The organism is Fluviirhizobium alvei, assembly GCF_030551875.1.
Taxonomy (GTDB): domain Bacteria; phylum Pseudomonadota; class Alphaproteobacteria; order Rhizobiales; family Rhizobiaceae; genus Rhizobium_E; species Rhizobium_E alvei.
In genome coordinates this window covers 62,991-86,902 of sequence record NZ_JAUOZU010000019.1, presented here as the reverse complement: position 1 = coordinate 86,902, position 23,912 = coordinate 62,991, and the positions used below count along the sequence as shown (strand labels likewise).

Here is a 23,912-nt window from a genome sequence, read left to right as displayed (position 1 = left end):
CTGGTGACATTGTGATGAACGTCCAAGCTTCGACAATCGATGCGGGATCAGTGCCGCTCGCGACACCCATTCTCGAAATGCGCGGCATTTCGCAGATCTTTCCCGGCGTCAAGGCGCTCGATACCGTCGATATCGCGCTCTATCCCGGCAAGGTTACGGCGCTGATCGGCGAAAACGGCGCTGGCAAATCGACGCTCGTCAAGATTCTCACCGGCATCTATCGTCCGAACGAAGGCGAGATCCTTATCGACGGGCGCTCCACGAGCTTTGCCAATGCCCAGGCGGCCATCGACGCCGGCGTGACGGCGATCCACCAGGAAACCGTGCTGTTCGACGAGCTTTCGGTGGCGGAAAACATTTTCCTCGGCCATGCGCCGAAAACCCGCTTCGGCCTCATCGACTGGCGCCAGATCAACCGGCGCGCCTCCGAACTGCTGGCGGAACTTGAAATCCATATCGATCCGACGACGCGCCTCAAGGATCTTTCGATTGCCCAGCGCCATCTGGTGGCCATTGCACGCGCGCTGTCCGTCGAAGCGCGGATCGTCATCATGGACGAGCCGACGGCGGCCCTGTCGCGCAAGGAGATCGATGATCTTTTCCGGATCGTCGAGACCTTGAAGAAGCAGGGCAAGGCGATCCTCTTCATCAGCCACAAGTTCGACGAACTCTACGAGATCGCCGACAATTATGCGGTTTTCCGCGATGGCCGCATGGTCGGTGCCGGCATTCTGCGCGAGACGCCGCAGGAGGAGATCGTCCGGCTGATGGTTGGCCGTGATGTCCATGACGTCTTCCCCAAGACCGAAGTTGCGATTGGCCCGACGGTCCTCAGGGTCAGCAATTATTGCCATGATACCGAGTTTCGCGACATATCGTTCGAACTCCGCCGCGGCGAGATTCTCGGTATCTATGGCCTCATCGGCGCCGGCCGGTCGGAACTCTGCCAGTCGATCTTCGGCATGACGCGACCGGCGTCGGGAACCATCGAGCTCGAAGGCCGGACGATCAGCATCAAAAGCTCCGCCGATGCGATTGCCGCTGGCATCGTTTATGTGCCGGAGGAGCGCGGCCGCCATGGTCTGGCGCTTGAAATGCCGATCTACCAGAACATGTCGCTGCCATCGCTGGTCCGCACCTCGACACGCGGCTTTCTCAAGGCGGCGAACGAGTTTTCGCTTGCGCGCAAATATGCCGAGCGGCTGGATCTCAGGGCCGCCGCGCTCTCGGTGCCGGTCGGCACCCTGTCGGGCGGCAACCAGCAGAAGGTCGTCATCGGCAAATGGCTCGCCACAAGGCCGAAGGTGATCATTCTCGACGAACCGACCAAGGGCATCGACATCGGCTCGAAGGCGGCTGTTCACGGCTTCATCTCCGAACTTGCCGGCGAAGGCCTCTCCATCATCATGATCTCCTCGGAACTGCCCGAGATCCTCGGCATGTCGGACCGCGTCATGGTGATGCGGGAAGGCCTGCAGGCGGGCATTTTCGAGCGCACCGGACTGACCGCCGAAACGCTCGTGCGGGCGGCCACCGGCAACGCATAGGAACGACCATGCAGAAGCTTCTGAAAAACCGGGAAATGCTGTTGGCGGCAATCATCGTCGCGCTTCTGGGCCTTTTCTCCACCCGTGCCGACGGCTTTGCCACACCTGGCAACCTTGCAAACATCTTCAATGATACGTCGATTCTCATCATTCTGGCGCTCGGCCAGATGACGGTGATCCTCACCAAGTCCATCGATCTGTCGGTGGCTGCAAACCTCGCCTTCACCGGCATGGCGATCGCGATGCTGGATGCGGCCTATCCCGGCCTGCCGCTCGCGCTTCTCATTCTGCTCGCGATCCTCATCGGTGCCGCACTCGGTGCCATCAACGGCTTTCTCGTCTGGTTCATGCAGATCCCGCCGATCGTGGTGACGCTCGGAACCCTGACGATCTATCGCGGCATGGCCTTCGTCCTTTCAGGAGGCAGCTGGGTGAATGCGCACCAGATGACGCCGGAATTTCTCAACCTGCCGCGCCTGTCGGTCATCGGCTTGCCGATCCTGTCCTGGACTGCCATCGCCATCGTGCTCTTCATGTGGTTCGTTCTCATGCGGACCGCCTTCGGCCGCGCGACCTATGCGTCGGGCGGCAATCCGGTCGCGGCGGTCTATGCCGGTATCGATGTCGGCCGAACCCGCTTCTTCGCCTTCGTTCTGTCGGGCGCCCTTGCCGGTCTTTCGGGCTATCTCTGGGTGTCGCGCTATGCGGTCGCCTATGTCGATATCGCCGCCGGCTTTGAACTCGACAGTGTTGCGGCCTGCGTGATCGGCGGCATTTCGATTGCCGGCGGAATTGGCACGGTCGTCGGCACGGTGCTGGGCGCGCTCTTTCTCGGCGTGATCAAGAATGCCCTGCCCGTGATCGGCATTTCCCCCTTCGCCCAGATGGCCATCTCCGGCATCGTCATCGTGCTCGCCGTTGTCTTCAATGCCAGAGCCGAAAAGAAGCGGGGCCGGATCATCCTGCGCGATCGCGCTGCCAAGGAAATCAATGAGGTAACGGCATGACCATGACGGTGACCGACAATCGTTCGACGGCACGGCATATTCCGGATCGGCTGGGAACACCGCTGAAACGGCTGCTGTCCAGTTGGGAAGTGCTGCTGTTCGGCGTGGCAATCCTCATCTTCATCGCCAATTCGCTGGCGTCGCCCTATTTCCTCGATGCGTGGAATCTCTCCGATGCCACCTTCAACTTCACCGAAAAGGCGATGATCGCCTTTGCCATGGCGCTGCTCATCATCGCGGGCGAGATCGATCTGTCGGTGGCCGCCATCATCGCGCTCGCTTCGACGGCCATGGGTGCTGCCGCCCAGATGGGCGTTGGCGCACCGGGACTGGTCGCGATCGGGATCGGCGTCGGTCTTGTCTGCGGCGCTTTCAACGGATTGCTGGTCGCCGGTCTCAAGCTGCCGTCCATCGTCGTGACCATCGGCACAATGAGCCTGTTCCGCGGCATCTCCTATATCGTGCTCGGCGATCAGGCCTATGGCAAATATCCAGCCGACTTCGCCTATTTCGGCCAGGGGTATGTCTTCTGGGTCTTCTCCTTCGAGTTCGTGCTGTTTCTGGTGATGGCGGGCCTGTTTGCCATTCTGCTGCATGCCACCAATTTTGGTCGTCATGTCTATGTGATCGGCAACAATTCCATGGCGGCGAAATTTTCCGGCATCTCGGTCGATCGCGTCCGCTTCGTCCTGTTTCTGCTGACCGGATTGATGAGCGGGGTTGCCGCCGTCTGCCTGACATCGCGCCTGGGCTCGACCCGGCCGTCGATCGCCCAGGGCTGGGAACTGGAAGTCGTGACCATGGTCGTGCTTGGTGGTGTATCCATTCTGGGTGGCGCCGGCACCATCGCCGGCGTCGTCATCGCAGCCTTCGTGATGGGTCTGGTGACCTTCGGGCTCGGGCTTCTCAACGTCCCCGGCATCGTCATGTCGATCTTCATCGGCCTCTTGCTGATTGTCACCATCACCCTGCCGATCATCGCACGGCGGATTCACGCCGTCCGGAGCAAGCCATGAGCAAACTCGAACGTCACGCCTTCCGGATGAAACTCAATCCGGGCATGGAAGCAGAATATCGTCGGCGCCATGACGAAATCTGGCCGGAACTTGTCGAATTGCTGCATCAGGCCGGCGTCAGCGACTATTCGATCTTTCTCGACAGTGACACCAATATCCTGTTCGGCGTCCTCACGCGGCCGGCAGATCACGGCATGGCTCAGTTGCCGGACCATCCGGTGATGAAGCGCTGGTGGGCGCATATGGCGGATATCATGGAGACCAATCCTGACAACTCGCCGGTCGCGATCGATCTGAAACCGGTCTTCTATATGCCATGACAGGGACATTCGAACGCATCGCCGTGATCGATATCGGCAAGACCAATGCAAAGGTCGTGGTCGTCGATGCTGCCGGCGGCGCCGAACTGGCGGTCCGCAAGACGGCAAACATTGTGCTGGATGGTCCCCCCTATCCGCATTTCGATACCGAGCGGCTCTGGACCTTCATTGTCGAAACGCTGACGGAATTTGCCGCAGCACCGGGTTTCGATGCACTATCGATAACCACCCATGGCGCCAGCGCCGCCCTGCTCGATGCCAACGGGACGCTCGCGATGCCGGTGCTCGATTATGAGCACACCTATCCCGATGCCATCGTTGAAGCCTATCGCGTTCTGCGACCGGATTTCGCCGAGACCTTTTCGCCCTGCCTGACTGGCGGGCTGAATCTCGGAGCGCAACTGCATTTCCAGAAAACGGTTTTTCCCGATCTGTTTGCGAAGGTGGCAACCATCCTCACCTATCCGCAATACTGGGCCCATCGCCTGACGGGTACAACGGCAAACGAACGAACCTCGCTCGGCTGCCATACCGATCTCTGGCGACCGTTCGATGGGCAATATTCGGGCCTGGTCGACAAACTGCAGATCCGCGACCTCATGGCGCCGCTGCGATCGGCCTTCGATCCGCTTGGCGAGATCCGCGCGGATATTGCGCAGAGGATCGGATTGGCAAAGCCGGTTCCGGTCTATTGCGGCATCCATGATTCCAATGCATCGCTCCTGCCGCACCTTGCCGGGTTCGGCAGTCCCTGCAGCGTGGTTTCCACTGGCACATGGGTCATTTGCCTGGGTGTCGGCGCAAAGCCGGCGAATTTGGATCCATCGCGCGACACACTCGTCAATGTCGATGCCCATGGCAATGCGGTGCCCTCGGCACGGTTCATGGGCGGCCGCGAATGGGACCTGATCACGCGCGAACTCGCAGCCGTCTCCGTCGAGGACGAGATGGCTGCGGCTCAAACGATCATCGCCGCCGGTGCAATGCTGCTGCCCAGTGTCGTCGCTGGTACAGGCCCCTTTCCGGACCTGCAGTGGCGCTGGCAGAACGAGCCGCGATCGACGGCAGAACGACGCGCTGCGGCAAGCCTTTACGAGGCCCTGATGACGAAGACCTGTCTCGATCTCATCGGTGCAGAGGGTCCGATCGTGGTCGAAGGCCCCTTTGCCGCCAATATTCTCTATCTTCGGGCGTTGCATAGCCTCACCGGGCGTCCGGTCCATGCGTCCGAAGCTACGACGGGTACGGCCATCGGCGCGGCTCTGCTGACCGGCATCCGGCTCGATGTGCCGATGCGCGACGTCAACGGAACGGTCGATGGTCTGGCGGATTATGCTACGACATGGCTCAGGGCCTGCCGCCCGCAATAGGCGCCCGTCCGGAAAACCGGTATCCGTTTTGAAATCTGGCGCAAAAATTGCTTTGCTCCCGGCAAGAAAAGCGGGAGACATTCTTGATTGATGACATGACCAGATGCAGGGTTAGGGGCACGCCGGATGTGATCTGTCCGAGCGCAGATTGCGCCCGTTCTGACGTTGCCAGTCCGGCAAATGGTGCGCCGTTTTGAACATGTCGAAGACCGTCAACGACCTGACAATCCTTGTCATTGATGAGAACGCGATCCGCGGTTCGATCATCGAGGAGGGCCTCAACGAAGCCGGCCATAGCAATGTCAAGGTGATCCACGAGATGCATGGCGTCGCCCGCCTGATCGAAACGATGGATCCGGACGTCATCATCATCGATATCGAGAACCCCAATCGCGACATGATGGAGCACATGTTCCAGCTCACCCGCTCGGTGTCGCGGCCGATCGCGATGTTTGTCGACCGGTCCGATTCCGCATCGATCGAAGCGGCGGTCGATGCGGGTGTCTCGGCCTATGTGGTCGATGGCATGAAGAAGGAACGTATCAAGCCGATCCTCGACATGGCCGTCAGCCGGTTCAACGCTTTCAGCCGGCTTCAGCGTGAATTGGCCGAAGCGCGCAATGCGCTCGAGGAGCGCAAGGTCATCGAGCGGGCCAAGGGTATCCTGATGAAGATGCGCGGACTGAGCGAGGAGGATGCTTTCGCCCTGTTGCGGCAGACCGCCATGAACGAGAAGAAGAAGCTGGCCGACATCGCCCAGAGCGTTGTCACGGCGGCAGGATTATTGCTTTGAACGCGGCCCCGATGGGAGAGCTGGTGAGTGACATGGTATCCACGCAATCTGGCGACATCACCCTGAACGCGCCTGTCGCGGTTCGCGGCGGGGAGCAAAGGACCATCCGGGCCGGGTTCATTCCGCTGATGGATGCCTCGATCCTGATCGCCGCCGCCGAGCTTGGCTTTGCCGAAAAGGAAGGGCTGAGGCTTGACCTCGTGCGCGATGTCTCCTGGGCCAATGTCCGCGACCGGCTGGCTTTTCGCCAGTTCGATATCGCCCATATGCTGTCGCCGATGCCGGTTGCCTCGATGCTCGGGCTGGGCTCCAATCCCTCGCCAACCATTGCCCCCTTCTCGCTCGGTCGCGGCGGTAACGCCATTACCCTTTCGCTGCGCCTGTTCGAGCGGATGAAGGCGCTGACGGGCCTGAAGGATGATGCGTCGGCTCTTGCCAATGCTCAGGCGCTTGCTGCCCTCCTGGCAGATATGCGGGTGCGCGGCGAGGCGCCGCCGACCCTCGGCATGACTTATCCCTTTTCCTCGCACAATTACGAATTCCGCTACTGGCTCGCCGCCGGCGGCATCGACCCCGACCGGGACGTGAAGCTGGTGGTGGTGCCGCCGCCGCTGACCTCCGATGCGCTTGCGGCTGGCGCCATCGACGGCTTCTGTGTCGGGGCGCCCTGGAACATGATCGCTTCCGAACGCGGAACCGGCCGCATCGTTGCGGCCAAACAGGATATCTGGGCGCTGGCGCCGGAAAAGGTCATCGGCATGCGGCCGGACTGGGCCGAAGCCAATGCCGACACCGTCGCACGCCTGATCGTCGCACTCGATCGTGCCGCACGCTGGTGCGACGATCCCGTCAATCATGATGCGCTTGCCGAAATCCTGTCCACTGCCGACTATATCGCCGCCCCCAAAAGCATCATCCGCCGTGTCCTGAGCGGAGAATTCAATCTCGATGCCCAGGGCACGAAGCGGGTCATCCCCGATTACTTCCTCTTCCATCGCGGTGCGGCCAATCACCCCCGACTGGATCAGGCGGCCTGGATCTACAGCCAGATGATCCGTTGGGGTCAGACAAGCTTTAGCGATGACGGAATGGAAAAGGCGCGGAGTGCCTACCGGCCCGATATCTATAGCAATGCCCTTGGTCGCGATGCCGCTATTCCGGACGTTGTTACCGGCTCAGGCTACGAGGGTTTCATGGACGGTCAGGTCTTCGATCCGAACCACATATCGTCCTATGTCGAGCGCTTTCCTGTCCGCTCGAACCCGACAACGGCATCGCAAACGGCGGATATCTGATCCGCCGCACTGCACAATACTGCGGCATCTGCACGGAATCGGCGGACGCAAATCGTGCAGTTTTTCATTTGCTATTGGAAACCACTCACCGCGCGCCAGGCCTGAGATTGCTTTCTTTCCGGATGCTTAGCCAGAAATTTCAGAATTGGCACGGTGCTTGCATCTTTTCTAACGTCCGCGATCAACGGCGATCGCAGGGCAGATGAGCGCCGCATAGGGCGCAGATAACCATCCGACACCGACGTCGCAAGCTTCTTTGCTGTCCGGCTCCTCCCGCCTGGACCCAGCAGACCAGCATGCGGCGTTTTTTGTTTTCAAATCTCCGTCACGCACCAGAGGGACCTTGAACATGACGAAGACCACGCAGATGAACATCAGCCGCCGTCATATCCTGAAGATCAGTTCTGCCGCCGCCATGATCGGCGCCATCAGGACGGCCTTTCCCTCCGGTGCCTTTGCTGCAACCGCCGGCCCGGAAGTTTCGGGCGCCAAGCTCGGCTTCATCGCGCTCACCGATGCCGCACCGCTGGTGATCGCCAAGGAAATGGGCCTGTTTGCCAAGCATGGCATGCCGGATGTCGAAGTCCTCAAGCAGGCCTCCTGGGGGGCCACGCGCGACAATCTCGTTCTCGGCGGTGAGTCCAACGGTATCGATGGCGCCCACATCCTGACGCCGATGCCCTATCTCATTTCCACCGGCAAGGTCACGCAGAACAATGTGCCGGTGCCGATGTCCATTCTTTCTCGCCTCAATCTCGACAGCCAGGGCATTTCGGTCGCCAAGGAATATGCGGGCACCGGTGTGCAGATCGACGCGTCCAAGCTGAAGGAAGCGTTCGCGGCCAAGAAGGCTGCGGGCGGCGAGGTCAAGGTCGCCATGACCTTCCCGGGCGGAACCCATGATCTCTGGATCCGCTACTGGCTCGCAGCCGGCGGCATCAACCCGGACAAGGACGTGTCGACGATCGTCGTGCCGCCGCCGCAGATGGTGGCAAACATGAAGGTCGGTAATATGGACGCCTTCTGTGTCGGCGAGCCCTGGAACGAACAACTCGTCAATCAGGGCATTGGCTTTACCGCCTGCACCACCGGCGAACTGTGGAAGGGCCATCCCGAAAAGGCCTTCGGCATGCGTTCTGACTGGATCGAGAAGAACCCGAATGCCGCTAAGGCGCTTCTGATGGCGATCATGGAAGCCCAGCAATGGGCCGACAGCATGGACAACAAGGAAGAGATGGCGGGCATTCTCGGCAAGCGCCAGTGGTTCAACGTGCCGCCCAAGGATGTGCTGGGCCGTCTGCGCGGCAACATCAACTACGGCAATGGCCGCGTGGTCGAACATTCCGGCCTCGAAATGAAGTTCTGGAAGGATCATGCATCCTATCCGTTCAAGAGCCACGACACCTGGTTCCTCACCGAGAATGTCCGCTGGGGCAAGTTCGCTGCAGATACGGATATCAAGGGCCTGGTCGACAAGGTCAACCGCGAGGATATCTGGCGCGCTGCCGCCAAGGATCTCGGCGTGGCCGCGGCCGATATCCCGGCTTCCCCGTCGCGTGGCGTCGAAACCTTCTTCGACGGCAAGGTTTTCGACCCGGAAAACCCGCAAGCCTATCTCGACAGTCTCGCCATCAAGGCCGGCGCCTGATCTCCCCTTCTCCCCGCTGTTACGGCGGCGGGGATCTCCGCTACACGAACGCACGCGACAGAGGACAACGTCATGCTCGCCACCGCCCGAAAGACCGAACAGGAAATGCCGGCCATTGCCACGGCCAATAGCGGCGCCGTCGTTCGGCTGGCTCCTCGCCCGACCTCCCGGTTCAACGTCAACAGGGTGATGATGAGCGCCCTGCGCAACATCGTGCCACCGCTGGTGGTGCTCCTCGTCCTTCTGGGTCTCTGGCAGGTCCTCTGTTCGGAACCGGGTGCGACGCTGCCGCCACCGTCGCAGGTCTGGTCGGAAAGCTACGACCTGATCGCCTATCCCTTCTTCGACTATGGCTCGCAGGATATCGGCCTGGCCTGGCGCGTGCTCGTATCGCTGCAGCGCGTGGCGATCGGCTTCGGTCTTGCCGCCCTTTGCGGCGTCATCGTCGGTGCCGTGATCGGCCAGTCGGTCTGGGCCATGCGCGGCCTCGATCCGATCTTCCAGATCCTGCGCACCGTGCCGCCGTTGGCCTGGCTGCCGCTGTCGCTCGCCGCCTTTCAGGACAGCAACCCGTCTGCGATCTTCGTGATCTTCATCACCTCGATCTGGCCGGTCATCATCAACACCGCCGTCGGCGTACGCAACATCCCGGATGACTACCGCAACATCGCCCGCGTCCTGCGGCTCAATCCGCTGGAATTCTTCTTCAAGATCATGATCCCGGCCGCTGCACCCTACATCTTCACCGGCCTGAGGATCGGCATCGGCCTGTCCTGGCTCGCCATCGTGGCGGCAGAAATGCTCACCGGTGGCGTCGGCATCGGCTTCTTCATCTGGGATGCGTGGAACTCCTCGCGCCTGCCCGACATCATCGTGGCGCTCGCCTATATCGGCGTGACCGGCTTCGTCCTCGACAAGCTGGTCGCCCTCCTGGGCACCGTCGTCACCCGCAGCACGGCAAAGAACTGAGAGGGAACGACCATGACCGCCTATCTCAAGATCGACCATATCGACAAGAGTTTCGAACGTTCCGGCACCCGCACCGAGGTGCTGAAGGATGTGACGCTTACCATCGACAAAGGAGAGTTCGTTTCGATCATCGGCCATTCCGGCTGCGGAAAATCAACGCTCCTGAACCTGATTGCTGGCCTCACCCGCGTTACCTCCGGGGCCGTGCTTCTCGAAAACCAGGAAGTCAATGCGCCGGGCCCCGAACGGGCCGTGGTGTTCCAGAACCATTCGCTCCTGCCCTGGCTCACGGTTTACGAAAACGTCAACCTTGCCGTTTCCAAGGTGTTTGCCGGCAAGAAATCCAAGGCCGAGAAGCATGAATGGGTGATGCGCAATCTCGACCTCGTGCAGATGGGGCATGCCAAGGACAAGCGGCCATCGGAAATTTCCGGCGGTATGAAACAGCGCGTCGGCATCGCGCGGGCGCTCGCCATGGAGCCGAAGATCCTGTTGCTCGATGAGCCCTTCGGTGCGCTCGACGCGCTCACCCGCGCGCATCTGCAGGATGCGGTGATGGAGATCCATGCCCGGCTCGGCAATACGATGATCATGATCACACATGATGTCGACGAGGCCGTGTTGCTATCGGACCGGATCGTGATGATGACCAACGGTCCGGCCGCCCGCATCGGCGAAGTGCTGGACGTGCCGATTCCGCGACCGCGCGACCGCATCGCGCTTGCTTCCGATCGCACCTATCTCAAATCCCGCGAAGCCGTGCTGAAGTTCCTCTACGAACGTCACCGCTTCGTCGAAGCCGCGGAGTAAGACCATGGCAGAAAAACTTGTCATCATCGGCAATGGCATGGCGCCTGGCCGCATGCTTGAAGAGCTGTTCGAAAAGGCGCCTGGCCTGTTCGACGTCACGATCTTCAATGCCGAGCCGCGCGTCAATTACGACCGTATCATGCTCTCGCCGGTCCTGTCCGGTGAAAAGGCCTACGAGGACATCGTCATTCACGATGATGCCTGGTACGCCGCCCATGGCGTCACCCTCCACAAGGGCGCGAAGGTTACCGGGATCGATCGGCAGAGCAGGACTGTCACCGCTGCCAACGGTTTGACCGCCAGCTATGACAAGCTGGTAATTGCCACCGGCTCGCTGCCCTTCATTATTCCCGTTCCCGGTCATCAGCTGCCCGGCGTTCTCGCCTATCGCGATCTCGACGATGTCGAAAAGATGCTGGGGATCGCAAGAGGCAAGGGCCGCGCCATCGTCATCGGCGCGGGCCTGCTCGGTCTCGAAGCGGCCTATGGGCTCAAGCGCCAGGGAATGGAAGTCACCGTCATCCATCTGATGCCGACGATCATGGAGCGCCAGCTTGATCCGGCCGCTGCCTATCTGCTCGAAAAGGCGCTCACCGAGCGCGGTATCGAGATCATCACCAAGGCCAATACCAAGCAGGTTCTCGGCACCGACAGGGTCGAAGGTATCGAACTCGAGGATGGTCGGGTGATTTCCGGCGATATGGTGGTCATGGCCGTCGGCATCCGTCCGGCGTCTGCACTCGCCAGGGAAGCCGGCATCGCCGTCAATCGCGGCATCGTCGTCGACGATGGCATGATGACCTCGGACCCGAACATCTTTGCGCTCGGCGAATGCGCCGAACATCGCGGCACCTGCTACGGTCTCGTCGCACCGCTCTATGAAAGTGCACGCGTTCTCGCCGACCGGCTGACCGGTGGCGCGGCCGAATATCACGGTTCCGTCGTCAATACGAAGCTCAAGGTTACCGGCATTAACCTGTTCTCTGCCGGCGATTTCGCCGAAGCACCGGACCGCGAGGAGATCGTGCTGCGTGATGCGAGCGCCGGCATCTATAAGCGGCTCGTGCTGAAAGATGACCGCATCATCGGTGCAGTGCTTTATGGCGAGACAGCCGACGGTTCCTGGTTCTTCGATCTGCTCAAGAAGCAGACCGATATTTCGGCCATGCGCGACACGCTGATCTTCGGCCAGTCGTTCCAGGGGGGGGCCCCCCTGGACCCTATGGCGGCCGTTGCAGCCTTGCCGGATGATGCGGAAATCTGCGGCTGCAACGGCGTCTGCAAGGGCAAGATCACCGGCGCGATCACGACCAAGGGCCTGACCACGCTCGACGCCGTGCGCGGCCACACCAAGGCGTCCGCCTCCTGCGGCAACTGCACCGGCCTCGTCGAGCAGCTGATGTCGCTGACGCTGGGGGATGCCTACAATCCCGCTGCCGTGACGCCGATGTGCACCTGCACCGAGCTTGGCCATGACGATGTCCGCCGTCTGATCAAGGCCAAGGGGCTCAAATCCATTCCGGCCGTCATGCAGGAATTGGAATGGAAAACCTCCTGCGGCTGCGCCAAGTGCCGCCCGGCGCTCAACTACTACCTCGTCTGCGACTGGCCGGATGACTATGCCGACGATTACCAGTCGCGCTTCATCAACGAGCGCGTCCACGCCAATATCCAGAAGGACGGCACCTATTCGGTGGTGCCGCGCATGTGGGGTGGGGTCACCAGCGCCGCCGAACTGCGGGCCATCGCCGATGTCGTCGACAAGTTCGAGATCCCGATGGTCAAGGTCACCGGCGGCCAGCGCATCGATCTGCTTGGTGTCGAGAAGGAGGATCTGCCCGCCGTCTGGGCCGATCTCGGCAAGGCCGGTTTCGTCTCCGGTCAGGCCTATGCCAAGGGCCTACGCACGGTGAAGACCTGTGTCGGCTCCGACTGGTGCCGTTTCGGAACCCAGGATTCGACCGGGCTCGGCATTCGCATCGAGAAATTCATGTGGGGTTCCTGGACGCCGGCCAAGCTCAAGCTCGCGGTTTCCGGCTGCCCGCGCAACTGCGCCGAGGCCACCTGCAAGGATATCGGCGTCATCTGTGTGGATTCGGGCTTCGAGATCCATTTCGCCGGTGCTGCCGGTCTCGACATCAAGGGAACCGACGTGCTCGGGCTTGTGAAAACTGAGGATGAAGCGCTCGAACATATCGTGGCACTGACCCAGATGTATCGCGAGCAGGCCCGCTATCTCGAGCGTATCTACAAATGGGCCAAGCGCATCGGTCATGACGAGATCCGCCGCCAGATCATGCAGGATGCCGACAAGCGGCGCGCCTACTACGACCGCTTCGTCTTCTCCCAGAAATTCGCGCAGGTCGATCCCTGGTCGGAGCGCGTCTCCGGCAAGGACAAGCACGAGTTCAAGCCGATGGCGACGGTCGGCTACAGCCAGGCGGCGGAATAGAAGACCCCCTCTGGCCTTCCGGCCATCTCCCCCACAAGGGGGGAGAGACCTGGCGGAAACCGCTCGATTCTCTCCGCCAAGGGTTCGGCTGGGTTAAGCCCTCCCCCTTGTGGGGAGGGTGGGGAGGGGCATTTGGCAACAACAAGGAAACGAAACCCATGAACTGGATCGCCATCGGCCATATCGACGACATTCCGCTCCGCGGCGCCCGCTGTGTCAGGGTGCCGGAGGGCAAGATCGCCGTCTTCCGCACCGCCGAAAATGAAGTGTTCGCCATCGAGGACCAGTGCCCGCACAAGGGCGGACCGCTCTCCCAGGGCATCGTGCATGGCAAGGCCGTCACCTGCCCGCTGCATAACTGGGTGATTTCGCTCGAAAACGGCCAGGCTCTCGGCGCCGATGAGGGCGCTGTGCGCACCATCCCGGTCCGCAATGACGACGGACTTCTGTCGATCAGCCTGGAGCCGGCAATGATGGCGGCGGAATGATGTCAACCGGCCGCTTCGATCTCCTTGCGGGCGCAGCTGGCGAGAAAGGCCGAGCGGGTCAGCCCGCGCCGCGCCGCCGTCTCGTCGATCGCGCGCAAAGTGCCGGCCTCGAACGTGACATTGGCGCGGACGATGCGGCTGTCATCCTCGATCAACGGAATGCGGATCAGAAACGCCCCATCGGCCAGTTCTCGCCGCACATCGTTTCGCGCCAGGATTGTTTCCAGCGGCGAAGCGTCGGGCAGCGCCTCGTCCTCCGCCCACAATTGCAGCGCCTCGATGGCATTGCCGACAATATCGGCCTCCTCGTCGGCAGCGGAAAAGACCTGTGGCAGATCCGGAAAAGCGATGCCGAAAGCCGATTGCGGATCCTTGTGAACGAGAGCGAAATAGCTGCGCATTGTCATATCCATCCTGCCTGCCGGGCAATGCTGCGCGCTGTGCCGATGGGCAGGTTTTTTTTAGGGTGCGGGACGATGACGGTCCGATCGCCCTTGCGGAACTTGTGGTGCGATCCGCGGATCGCCACCAGCTCGAAACCGTCGTCCTTGAGGCGTTGGATGATCTTGCGGCTGTCACATTCCATCACCCAAGCCTCCGATGCGCATATATATACACACTCAGCTGGTCTGACACAAGTCCGGCAGCGCAGGGCGCGGCTGCTTCCGCAATCCAATGCAAGCTATGGAAACGATGGCCATGCCTCATGATGTCAAGACCACTTGCCCCTACTGCGGTGTTGGCTGCGGCGTGATCGCCCGCGTCGAGGACGATGGGCAGGTGAGCATCAAGGGCGATCCGGAACACCCGGCCAATTTCGGCCGGCTTTGCTCGAAAGGGTCGGCGCTCGCCGAGACGCTCGATCTCGAAGGCCGTGTGCTCTACCCTCAGATCGATGGCACGCGTTCAGATTGGGACACGGCGCTCGACCGCGTTGCCAGCCGGTTTCGCCAGACCATCGCCGAACATGGGCCGGATGCGGTCGCCTTCTATGTCTCCGGGCAATTGCTGACGGAGGATTATTACGTCGCCAACAAGCTGATGAAGGGTTTCATCGGTTCGGCCAATATCGACACCAATTCCCGCCTCTGCATGGCTTCCTCGGTTGCCGGCCATCGGCGTGCCTTCGGTTCGGATACCGTGCCGGGCTGTTACGAGGATCTGGAATGCGCCGATCTCGTCGTGCTTGTCGGCTCCAACATGGCCTGGTGCCATCCGGTGCTCTATCAGCGCCTGGCGGCCGCCAAGGCAAGCCGCCCGGACATGAAGGTCGTTGTCATCGACCCGCGCCGCACCGCCACATCCGACATCGCTGATCTGCATCTGCAATTGCATCCGGATGGCGATGTCGCGCTGTTTGGCGGACTTCTGCATCATCTCCACCAGACGGGCGTGGTCGATCACGCCTTTGTTCGCGACCACACGGTGGGTCTTGAGGTGCTGCTTGCCGAAGAGCCGGGCTCTTCCCTTGCCGCAACATCGAATGCGACCGGGCTTTCGGTCGAAGAGCTGCTCCGCTTCTATGCGCTCTTTGCCGTGACCGAAAAGGTCGTCACCTGCTACAGCCAGGGCGTCAACCAGTCGACCTCGGGAACCGACAAGGTCAATGCGATCATCAACTGCCATCTCCTGACCGGCCGTATTGGTCGGCCCGGCATGGGGCCGCTGTCGCTCACCGGCCAGCCGAATGCCATGGGTGGTCGCGAGGTCGGCGGTCTTGCCAACATGCTCGCCGCCCATATGGCGATCGAGAACCCCGTTCACCGCGAGCGGGTGCAGCGGTTCTGGAACGCGCCCCGCATCGCGGAGAAGCCGGGGCTGAAAGCCGTCGACATGTTCGAAGCGGTTGCCGATGGCCGCATCAAGGCGCTCTGGATCATGGCGACAAACCCGGTCGTCTCGATGCCGGATGCCGATCGCGTCCGCGTTGCCATCGCCGCTTGCCCGTTCGTCGTCGTCTCGGATATCCAGAGCGACACCGATACGGCCCGGCTTGCCCATGTGCTGCTGCCATCGACCGGCTGGGGCGAAAAGGACGGCACCGTCACCAATTCCGAACGCCGGATCTCGCGCCAGCGCGGCTTTCTGCCGCCACCCTCGGAAGCCCGTCCCGACTGGTGGCAGCTTACCGAAATCGGCCGCCGGCTGGGCCATGAGGCTGCCTTCGACTATGATGGCCCGGCGAAGATCTTTGCCGAACATGCCCTTCTGTCGGGTTTCGAGAACGATGGCGAACGCGATTTCGACATCGCCGCCTTCTCTGATATCGACCGGAAAGGCTTCGACGCGCTGGCACCGTTTCAATGGCCATGCCCCGCCCGAACCGAACCGCGCGAGAGTCGCTTCTTTGCCGCCGGCGGTTTCTATCATCCGGATCGCAAGGCGCGGTTCGTTGTGTCGCGGCAGGGTGGGGCCGCGCGGCGCAGCACAGATTTTCCGTTCACGCTCAATACCGGTCGCATTCGCGATCAGTGGCACACGATGACCCGCACCGGCAAAAGCGCGCGCCTGTCGGCCCATCTTGCCGAGCCTTTTGCCGAGATCCATCCGCGTGATGCGCTCGATTATGATATCCGGGATGCCGATCTGGTCGACCTTGTCAGCGAAACCGGCGCGCATGTGATCGTCCGGGCGCTCCTGACCGACCGGCAGGCGCGGGGATCGATCTTCGTTCCCATGCATTGGACCGGTGAAACCGCCGCGCTCGGACGGATCGATGCTTTGGTGCCATCGCGGACGGATCCCGTCTCTGGTCAGCCGGCCTCCAAGAATGTCGCCATTGCGGCAAGGCCTTATCGGGCCCCCGTCTATGGCTTTGTCGTTTCTGCCAACCGCCCGGAACGGGGAACATTGCCGTTTGCCTATTGGGCTCTGGCGCGCGCAGAGGGCGGTTACAGGCTTGAACTGGCAGGCGAGAGCCCGCCTGAGGGCTGGGAACTCTGGGCCCGCGCGGCCTTTTGCCTCCCGGCCGGTGCGGACATGGTTGGCTATGTCGATACGGTCGGCGGCGGCACCAGACTTGCTTTCTTCGACGGGCAGCAGCTCCTCGCAGCACTTTTTCTCTCCGATCGACCGGTGGCGGTTTCGCGCCAATGGGCGATATCGCAGCTGACCGCGGAACATCTGGACCGGTCCGCCCGCTCACGGGTCATTGCCGGGCGCCCGGCGGCCGGCCAGATCGACAAGGGCGCGATCGTCTGTTCGTGCTTTTCCGTGGGCATCAATGAAATCGCGGCCTCGATCCGCTCCGGATGCGGAACGGTCGAAGCGGTCGGACAGGCTGTCAATGCCGGCACCAACTGCGGCTCGTGCCGCGCCGAAATCAGGAGGATCATCGATGCGCAACGTCCCATCGCCGCCGAGTGAAACCCAGGCGCGGATCAAACCGCTCGCCAAGCTTCCCATCTTCTGGGATCTGCAAGGCAAACGAGTGGTCGTAGCCGGCGGCAGCGACGGTGCTGCCTGGAAAGCCGAGCTCTGTGCCGCCAGCGGCGCCCTTGTCGAACTTTATGTGCCAGCGGAAGAGCTGGGCGAGATCGCGGCCGGTCTGGTTGGCTCCGGACTGGTGACGCATGTCGACCAACTGTGGAATGAGGATGCATTTGCCGGCGCCGCCATTGCGATCGGTGATTTCGAGGACGATGCGGAAGCCAAAGCCTTTTTCGAGGCCGCTCGCGCCGCTGGGGTTCCCGTCAATGTCATCGACAAGCCGGCCTTCTGCCAGTTCCAGTTCGGATCGATCGTCAATCGGTCGCCGGTTCTGGTCTCGATCTCGACGGATGGCGCTTCCCCCATCCTGGCGCAGGCGATCCGCCGCCGGATCGAGGTGCTCTTGCCGCCGGCGCTCAAGGATTGGGCCCGGCTCGCCCAGTCCTTGCGTGCTGGCGTCAATCGCCGGTTCGCACCGGGTTCGGCTCGCCGAACCTTCTGGGAAGGCTTCGTCGATCGCAGCCTCAGAACCAACGCGCCGCCAACCGAACAGGATTGCGCGATGCTAGCGACAGCGGTCGATCCGTCGCGGGTAGACGGCGCTGGTGGTCATGTCACGCTTGTCGGGGCCGGGCCCGGCGATGCGGAACTGCTGACGCTAAAAGCCGTCCGCGCGCTTCAGGCCGCCGATGTCATCCTGTTTGACGATCTGGTGTCGAAGGACGTGCTGGAACTGGCACGGCGCGAGGCAAAGCGCCTGCTGGTCGGCAAGCGTGGCTTCCGTGACAGCTGCAAGCAGGAAGATATCAACGACATGATGGTGCGGTTCGCCAAGGCCGGCAAACGCGTCGTCCGCCTGAAATCAGGCGATCCGATGATCTTCGGCCGGGCCGGCGAAGAGATCGAGCGTCTTCGCGACGAGGGCATTTCGGTCGATGTCGTCCCCGGCATCACCTCGGCGCTCGCGATGGCATCGGCGCTTGGCGTGTCTCTAACCCACCGGCATTGCGCCCAGTCGGTACGGTTCGTCACCGGCCATTCCCGCCATGGCGATCTGCCCGATCTCTACTGGCATTCGCTTGCGGATCCGGCCTGCACCACGATCTTCTATATGGGCGGTCGAATGGCCGCGAAGATTGCCGAGCGCCTGTTCGATAACGGAATGGGAAGGGAAACGCCCGTCATCGTGGTTTCGGCGATCAGCCGGCCGAACGAACGCCGCTGGGCTGGCCCGCTATCCGGGCTTGCCGGAGCGATGGAGGCGATCGGCATCGATGAACCGGTGTTGATCGGCGTCGGCGAGGTTTTCGCGCCTCTCTCGGCCCGTATCGATCCTATGGCGCAGCCACAAGGCTGGCTGCGAACCGGTTGATAATTGAGCCTAGGAGTTCCGCTTCTTCATCGGCTCAAGGGGACCGAGACTGTCGAGATAGGCGGAGCGCTGACCGGGCCGATAGACGTCGAAATCGATTTCACGGTCGCGCCAGGATTTGAGCACCTGGCCAAGTCCGTTGGCGCCGTCGCGGCGCGCTTGCCGCACCAGACCGAGATCGAGCATGACCGGGAAAATTTCCGCCACCTGCCCGGCCTGATAGGCCGCATTTCCGCTCGGATCGGCCACCAGCGAGCGGCCATTGCCGCCGCCATCGAGGCCATTGACGTCGACCACGTAACATTGGAACATCGCCGCCGTTGCCTTGGAAATCGCGTTTTCGGCCGCGCGGTCGGTGGTTCCCGTCAGGGTCGGATGGATCAGCACCTCGACCCCTTCGCTTGTCAGCGCCCGCATGATCTCGGGAAACCAGATGTCGTAGCAGATGCTGAGACCGAACCGTCCGACGCCCGGCACGTCGAATGCCAGAACGCTCGCGCCAGCGGAAACGCCCGTTTCGAAGGGCTGGAACGGAAAGATCTTGTCGTAACGTCCCTGAATGGATCCGTCGGGTCCGATGACCACGGCATGGTTGAAGATCTTGTCCTCGCGCCGCACATACATCGAGCCGGGCACGATCCAGACCCCGTGCTTTTCGGCAAGATGCTGAAACTGCGCGATGTCCTTTGAAGGATCGGGCGAAATCTGCGTCTCGAGCGGCCCATGCATGGCGAGTTCAGAGAAGACGATCATGTCGGTGCCGGGAAACAGCGCCATGGTTTCCGCCACCTTGGCGCACATGGAAGGAATATTGTCCTGCCGGTAGGATATCGGCATCTGGACGCCGGCAACCAGAAAACGTTCGCTTTCCCGCGCTTGAAGTCCTGCCATGGTCAAACCGCCTTTTCGCTTATTACCAGCCGCCCGTGTGCGGCCATGATCACCTTCAACTGGTCGATATCGATGGCAGGGCAGATATAGCCCGGCGGCTTGAATGTCGGGACATCTTCGCCCGCGACGATCGCATTGAGCACGCTTTCATCGATTGCTTCCACCGCAGCCTCGTAGAGAGGGTCGAGCTCTTCCCAGTTGAGCGACCGGCGGCTGATGATCGGCCCCGCATGAAGCGAGTTCGGCATATCGTCGGCAATCGAAAAGGCGAGGAAAATATCGCCCGATCCGTTTCCACCCGGCGTTCCGGATCGTCCGATGCCGATCGAGGCCCGCTTTGCCATCTGTCGTAGCACGGCATCCGAAAGCGGGGCATCGGTGGCGATGATCACGATGATGGAGCCGCGTTCCTTTTCCTGCGGCCACTCTTCCGGGATCTCGCGTCCCACCGGCACGCCAAGCACGGTAAACCAGGGGCGGATGCCATAGTTGGCCTGCACCAGCGCACCGACCGTATAGGTCTCGCCGCCGATCGTCACCTGACGCGATGAGGTGCCCGTTCCGGCCTTGAAGCCATAGGCGATCATGCCGTTGCCACCGCCCACAGAACCTTCGGCAACCGGGCCGGAACAGGCGGCGTCGAGTGCAGCCACCGCATGCTCTGGCTTCACGAACATGGCATTGATATCGTTCAGGCAACCATCATAGGTCTCGGCCACGATCGGCATGGCCCAGGCATGTTCCTCGTTGAAGTGCTTGGCATAGGTCTTGATCATCCACTGGGTCGCCCCCGTATGGGCTGCGCCGACGCCATGTGTGTTGGTGATGCAGATCGGCCCGACGAAATAGCCGGCGTCGTTGATCCAGTGCACGCCGGTCATTTCGCCATTGCCGTTGAGCGTATGGAAGCCGGCCCAGACCGGATGCGGACTATCCTTTTCCGCCCTTGGAATGATGGCCGTCACGCCGGTCCGCATGTGCTTTTCCGGGTCTGTCAGCGTGGTGAAGCCCACCAGAACACCGGGCACATCGGTAATGGCGTTGTTGGGGCCCGGCGTGCCGGGAAACGGCAGGCCAAGCGCGCGGGCGCGGGGTTTGGTCATGAAAGCAGTCCTGTCTTGGCGATCATCAGTTTCGGCGCTGCGTCGAGCAGTGCCTGGGTATAGTCGGTCTGCGGATGGCGCAGGACCTCCTGGCTCTTGCCATATTCGACAAGCTTGCCGTGCTGCATGACGGCAACATCCTCGCACAGATAGCGCACCACGGCGAGGTCATGCGAAATCAGGATCAGCGTTAGCCCGAGCTCTGCCTGCAGGCGCTTGAAGAGGTCCAGAATCTGGGCCTGGATCGAGACATCGAGCGCCGATGTCACCTCATCGGCGATCAGGATTTCCGGCGCCATGGCAAGGGCACGCGCAATTCCCACGCGCTGGCGCTGTCCGCCGGAGAGCTGGCCGGATTTTCGCCCGAGCAGCTCTTCGGGCAGTTCCACCGTCTGCATCAGCCGCTTCACCCGCTCGGGCACCTCGCTTGGCGCACAGAGTTGGTGGGCGATGAAGGGTTCGGACAGTGTCTGGCCAATCGTATAGGCGGGGTTGAGCGACAGGTAGGGGTCCTGAAACGCCATCTGCACGATGCGGGCTCGGGCCTTTTTGTCCTGAGGACCGTCAATGTGGATGCTGCCGGAGCTCGCACGGACCAGCCCCACGATGGCGCGGGCGAGCGTGCTCTTTCCGGACCCGGATTCGCCGACGATCCCGAGCGATCCGCCCCGTCTCACCGAGAGGCTGACATCATCGACCGCCCGCACCACATGGGCGGGTCGGCCGGCGACGAAATCGACCAGACCTTTCGGACCGGGAAATTCGACGCAGAGATTTCGGATCGAGAGGATTTCGGGCTCTTTGGATGCGGGCTCGGTACGATCCGGCAACAGCGATGGCTGCGAGCGGATCAGGTTGCGCGTATAGTCCACCTTGGGTGCCGTCAGGATCTCTTCGGTCGTGCCGGTTTCGACGATCTGCCCGTCTTTCATGACGATGATGCGGTCGCAGACGGCCCCGATCACGCCGAGATCGTGCGAGACGAGAACCACCGTCAGGTTGCGTTCCTTGCGGATCGTGCCGAGCAGGGCAAGGATCTGCGCCTGCACGGTCACATCGAGAGCGGTGGTCGGCTCGTCGGCAATCAGCAGGCCGGGCGAACAGGCCAGCGCTGCGGCAATCATCACGCGCTGGCGCATACCACCTGAAAGCTGGTGCGGATAGGATGAAGCCCGGCGCGCTGCATCGCGGATCTTCATGTCGTCAAGCAGGCGGACTGCCTGTCTGTTCGCTTCGGAACGGGCCAGTTTCTGGTGGATCACCAGCCCTTCGGCAACCTGATCGCCGACCTTCATGATCGGATCGAGATGCGTGGATGGATCCTGAAAGATCATCGCCGCCTTTTCGCCGCGGTAGCGGCCGAGTTCAGCTGCCGACATGGAAAGAACATCGGCGCCCTCATAGAGGATCTTGCCGCCGGTCACCCGTGCGTTCGGGGCAAAGAGCTGCAGCAGGGCGCGGCAGACCACCGATTTTCCCGATCCGGATTCGCCGACGATTCCCAGCGCCTCGCCGCGTCGGATGGAGAAGGAGACGTCCTTGACCGCATCCACCGGCCCGTGCCGGGTGTCAAAGCTGACCGAAAGTCTGTCTATCGAAACGAGATCGTCCATGTCAGGCTTCCGGATCCAGAATATGAGCCAGGCCATCGGCGACGAGCGACAGACCGAAGGCGAGAGTACAAAGGGCAATTCCCGGGCAGACGGCGATCCACCAGGCCGAACCGAGATAGGTCCTGCCTTCGGCGATCATGGCGCCCCATTCGGGCGTCGGGGCCTGCACGCCGAGGCCGAGGAAGCCGAGGGACGATCCGAGCACGATGGTCAGCACCGCATCGGTCATCAGAAACACGCTCGAGGGAATGATGGCATTGGGAAAGACATGCCGGAGCATGATGCGACCGGGACTATAGCCAAGCACCCGCGCTGCCAGCACGAAGTCGGCATTGGCGAGAACCATCGTTTCGGCGCGAACGAGGCGGGCATAGGTCACCCAGTTCACCACCGTCAGCGAGATGATGTAGCTTTGCAGGCCCGGCCCCATGATCGAAACGATTGCGATCACGAGAACGAAATAGGGAAACGAGATCGTCACTTCGAGGATGCGCATCAGCACAGTATCGAGCCAGCCCCGGAAATAGCCGGCCAGCAGGCCGATTGTGGTTCCGAGAATGAAGGGGCCGGCCACACCGGCCACCGCCATCAGAAGGTCCATCCGGGCGCCATAGAGGATGCGGGTCAGCACGTCGCGGCCGACGGAATCCGTCCCGAGCAGATGTTGGGCACCGGGCGGCTGCAGCGCTGCCAGCGCATCGATCCTGATCGGATCGTATGGCGTTGCCACCGAGGCAAAGGCGGCGGCAAGCACCCAGAAAAGCGTGATTGCGAGGCCGATTACGAGCGAGCGCGGTGCTTCGCGATAGAACCAGAAAGCCGTGTTTTTCATGTGCCGGTCCTCGGATCCAGAGCGGCGACCACGATGTCCACGATCAGGTTCGACAGCACGATCCCGAGCGCCATCACGATCGTGACGCCCTGCACCACGAGATAGTCCCGGCTCAGAACCGAGCGCACGAGAAGCAGGCCGAGGCCCGGAATGTTGAAGACGTTCTCGATCACGACAGTGCCGCCGATCAGGAAGGAGGCGACGACGCCGAACAGGCTGACCGTGGGCAGAAGCGAGTTCCAGAACACATGCCGCCAGAAGACCTGGCTCGGCGACACGCCTTTGGAAAGGGCCGCTGTCGCGTATCCGGCATTCATCTGCTGCAGCAAGGTCGCCCGGAAATTCCGCGTCAGGACGGGCGTCACCGAAATCGCAATCGTCAGCGCCGGCAGGAAGAGATGGTGCAGATTGGCGAAAATACCGTCCGCATAGCCGGAGACCGGGAAGAATTTGAACGACAGGGAAAAGACCAGCACCAGCAGGAGCCCGGCGACATAGGACGGAACTCCAACCCCCACGACACAGATGATGCGGATCGTCTGGTCGATCACGCCGCCCCGGCTGCGGGCGGCCAGAACGCCGAGAAGCAGCGTCAGAGCAACCGAGAGCGCCAGCCCATAGACGAGAATATAGAGGGTGGGTCCGATCCGTTCGAGGAGGATCGGGCCGATGGCCGAACGATAACTGATCGACTGGCCGAAATCGCCCATGAGGACATTCTTGATATAGTAGAAATACTGCACGAGCAGTGGCTGGTCGAGGCCATAGCGCTCGCGCACAAGCGCGATGGCGGCATCGCCCGCCTTGGGCCCGAGCAGCAGGCGAACAGGGTCGCCAGGCGTCAGTTGCAACAGAACGAAGCTGATCAGGCTGATCCCGAACAAAACCGGGATCAGCTCGAACGGCCTTCGCAAAAGAAAGGCGAAACGCGTCATTGGAGACTACCTGCACTGCGAG

The 23,912-nt window shown here is 61.8% G+C and carries 21 protein-coding genes; 14 read left to right on the top strand and 7 right to left on the bottom strand.

The window, feature by feature from the left end; genetic code table 11:
• The first annotated feature begins 14 nt into the window (after positions 1–14).
• The 12 genes from Q4481_RS21940 to nirD all read left to right on the top strand — a co-directional run bounded on the left by Q4481_RS21940 (position 15) and on the right by nirD (position 13,715).
• On the top strand, positions 15–1,547 hold the full coding sequence (locus Q4481_RS21940; RefSeq protein WP_304378550.1) for a sugar ABC transporter ATP-binding protein: 1,533 nt from the start codon (positions 15–17) through the stop codon (positions 1,545–1,547).
• Between the two features lie 8 nt (positions 1,548–1,555).
• Positions 1,556–2,554: an ABC transporter permease gene (locus tag Q4481_RS21935; protein WP_304378549.1), complete on the top strand. Its 999-nt coding sequence runs from the start codon at positions 1,556–1,558 to the stop codon at positions 2,552–2,554.
• Between the two features lie 2 nt (positions 2,555–2,556).
• On the top strand, positions 2,557–3,570 hold the full coding sequence (locus Q4481_RS21930) for an ABC transporter permease (protein ID WP_304378570.1): 1,014 nt from the start codon (positions 2,557–2,559) through the stop codon (positions 3,568–3,570).
• The gene (rhaM, locus tag Q4481_RS21925; protein WP_304378548.1) at positions 3,567–3,890 is read left to right on the top strand and encodes an L-rhamnose mutarotase; all 324 of its coding nucleotides are present in this window, start codon (positions 3,567–3,569) and stop codon (positions 3,888–3,890) included. The genes Q4481_RS21930 and rhaM overlap by 4 nt, the downstream gene beginning before the upstream one ends.
• On the top strand, positions 3,887–5,260 hold the full coding sequence (locus Q4481_RS21920) for an FGGY-family carbohydrate kinase (RefSeq protein WP_304378547.1): 1,374 nt from the start codon (positions 3,887–3,889) through the stop codon (positions 5,258–5,260). The genes rhaM and Q4481_RS21920 overlap by 4 nt, the downstream gene beginning before the upstream one ends.
• 199 nt (positions 5,261–5,459) lie before the next feature.
• The gene (locus Q4481_RS21915) at positions 5,460–6,053 is read left to right on the top strand and encodes an ANTAR domain-containing response regulator (protein ID WP_304378546.1); all 594 of its coding nucleotides are present in this window, start codon (positions 5,460–5,462) and stop codon (positions 6,051–6,053) included.
• A gap of 32 nt (positions 6,054–6,085) precedes the next feature.
• Positions 6,086–7,348: a CmpA/NrtA family ABC transporter substrate-binding protein gene (locus Q4481_RS21910; protein WP_304378569.1), complete on the top strand. Its 1,263-nt coding sequence runs from the start codon at positions 6,086–6,088 to the stop codon at positions 7,346–7,348.
• 349 nt (positions 7,349–7,697) lie between these two features.
• On the top strand, positions 7,698–8,996 hold the full coding sequence (locus Q4481_RS21905; RefSeq protein WP_304378545.1) for a CmpA/NrtA family ABC transporter substrate-binding protein: 1,299 nt from the start codon (positions 7,698–7,700) through the stop codon (positions 8,994–8,996).
• Between the two features lie 72 nt (positions 8,997–9,068).
• Positions 9,069–9,965 carry a nitrate ABC transporter permease gene (gene ntrB, locus Q4481_RS21900; RefSeq protein WP_304378544.1) on the top strand — a complete coding sequence of 299 codons (897 nt, stop codon included), beginning with the start codon at positions 9,069–9,071 and terminating at the stop codon, positions 9,963–9,965.
• Positions 9,966–9,977: 12 nt separating this feature from the next.
• A complete protein-coding gene (locus Q4481_RS21895) occupies positions 9,978–10,775 on the top strand; it encodes an ABC transporter ATP-binding protein (RefSeq protein WP_304378543.1) in 798 nt (265 codons plus the stop codon).
• Positions 10,776–10,779: 4 nt separating this feature from the next.
• A complete protein-coding gene (gene nirB / locus Q4481_RS21890; RefSeq protein WP_304378542.1) occupies positions 10,780–13,227 on the top strand; it encodes a nitrite reductase large subunit NirB in 2,448 nt (815 codons plus the stop codon).
• Positions 13,228–13,385: 158 nt separating this feature from the next.
• Positions 13,386–13,715, top strand: a complete 330-nt coding sequence (nirD, locus tag Q4481_RS21885; protein ID WP_304378541.1) for a nitrite reductase small subunit NirD — start codon at positions 13,386–13,388, stop codon at positions 13,713–13,715.
• Between the two features lie 2 nt (positions 13,716–13,717).
• Here nirD and Q4481_RS21880 read toward each other — a convergent pair whose 3' ends face one another.
• Together Q4481_RS21880 and Q4481_RS21875 are read right to left on the bottom strand one after the other, a co-directional pair.
• On the bottom strand, positions 13,718–14,116 hold the full coding sequence (locus tag Q4481_RS21880; protein ID WP_304378540.1) for a type II toxin-antitoxin system HicB family antitoxin: 399 nt from the start codon (positions 14,114–14,116) through the stop codon (positions 13,718–13,720).
• Positions 14,117–14,118: 2 nt separating this feature from the next.
• Complete coding sequence (locus Q4481_RS21875) at positions 14,119–14,301, bottom strand: type II toxin-antitoxin system HicA family toxin (protein WP_304378539.1); 183 nt, start codon at positions 14,299–14,301, stop codon at positions 14,119–14,121.
• 113 nt (positions 14,302–14,414) lie between these two features.
• Here Q4481_RS21875 and Q4481_RS21870 point away from each other — a divergent pair, with 113 nt between their 5' ends.
• Positions 14,415–17,081: a nitrate reductase gene (locus Q4481_RS21870; RefSeq protein WP_304378538.1), complete on the top strand. Its 2,667-nt coding sequence runs from the start codon at positions 14,415–14,417 to the stop codon at positions 17,079–17,081.
• A complete protein-coding gene (gene cysG / locus Q4481_RS21865) occupies positions 17,053–18,516 on the top strand; it encodes a siroheme synthase CysG (protein ID WP_304378537.1) in 1,464 nt (487 codons plus the stop codon). The genes Q4481_RS21870 and cysG overlap by 29 nt, the downstream gene beginning before the upstream one ends.
• 9 nt (positions 18,517–18,525) lie before the next feature.
• Here cysG and Q4481_RS21860 read toward each other — a convergent pair whose 3' ends face one another.
• The 5 genes from Q4481_RS21860 to Q4481_RS21840 are packed head-to-tail and all read right to left on the bottom strand — an operon-like array spanning position 18,526 to position 23,890.
• On the bottom strand, positions 18,526–19,407 hold the full coding sequence (locus Q4481_RS21860; RefSeq protein WP_304378536.1) for a carbon-nitrogen hydrolase family protein: 882 nt from the start codon (positions 19,405–19,407) through the stop codon (positions 18,526–18,528).
• 2 nt (positions 19,408–19,409) lie between these two features.
• Positions 19,410–20,510 (bottom strand): DmpA family aminopeptidase, encoded by a 1,101-nt coding sequence (locus tag Q4481_RS21855; protein ID WP_304378535.1) that lies wholly within the window; start codon positions 20,508–20,510, stop codon positions 19,410–19,412.
• Complete coding sequence (locus tag Q4481_RS21850) at positions 20,507–22,123, bottom strand: dipeptide ABC transporter ATP-binding protein (RefSeq protein WP_304378534.1); 1,617 nt, start codon at positions 22,121–22,123, stop codon at positions 20,507–20,509. The genes Q4481_RS21855 and Q4481_RS21850 overlap by 4 nt, the downstream gene beginning before the upstream one ends.
• A gap of 1 nt (position 22,124) precedes the next feature.
• Positions 22,125–22,955 (bottom strand): ABC transporter permease, encoded by an 831-nt coding sequence (locus Q4481_RS21845; RefSeq protein ID WP_304378533.1) that lies wholly within the window; start codon positions 22,953–22,955, stop codon positions 22,125–22,127.
• Positions 22,952–23,890: an ABC transporter permease gene (locus Q4481_RS21840; RefSeq protein WP_304378532.1), complete on the bottom strand. Its 939-nt coding sequence runs from the start codon at positions 23,888–23,890 to the stop codon at positions 22,952–22,954. The genes Q4481_RS21845 and Q4481_RS21840 overlap by 4 nt, the downstream gene beginning before the upstream one ends.
• Positions 23,891–23,912 lie beyond the last annotated feature (22 nt).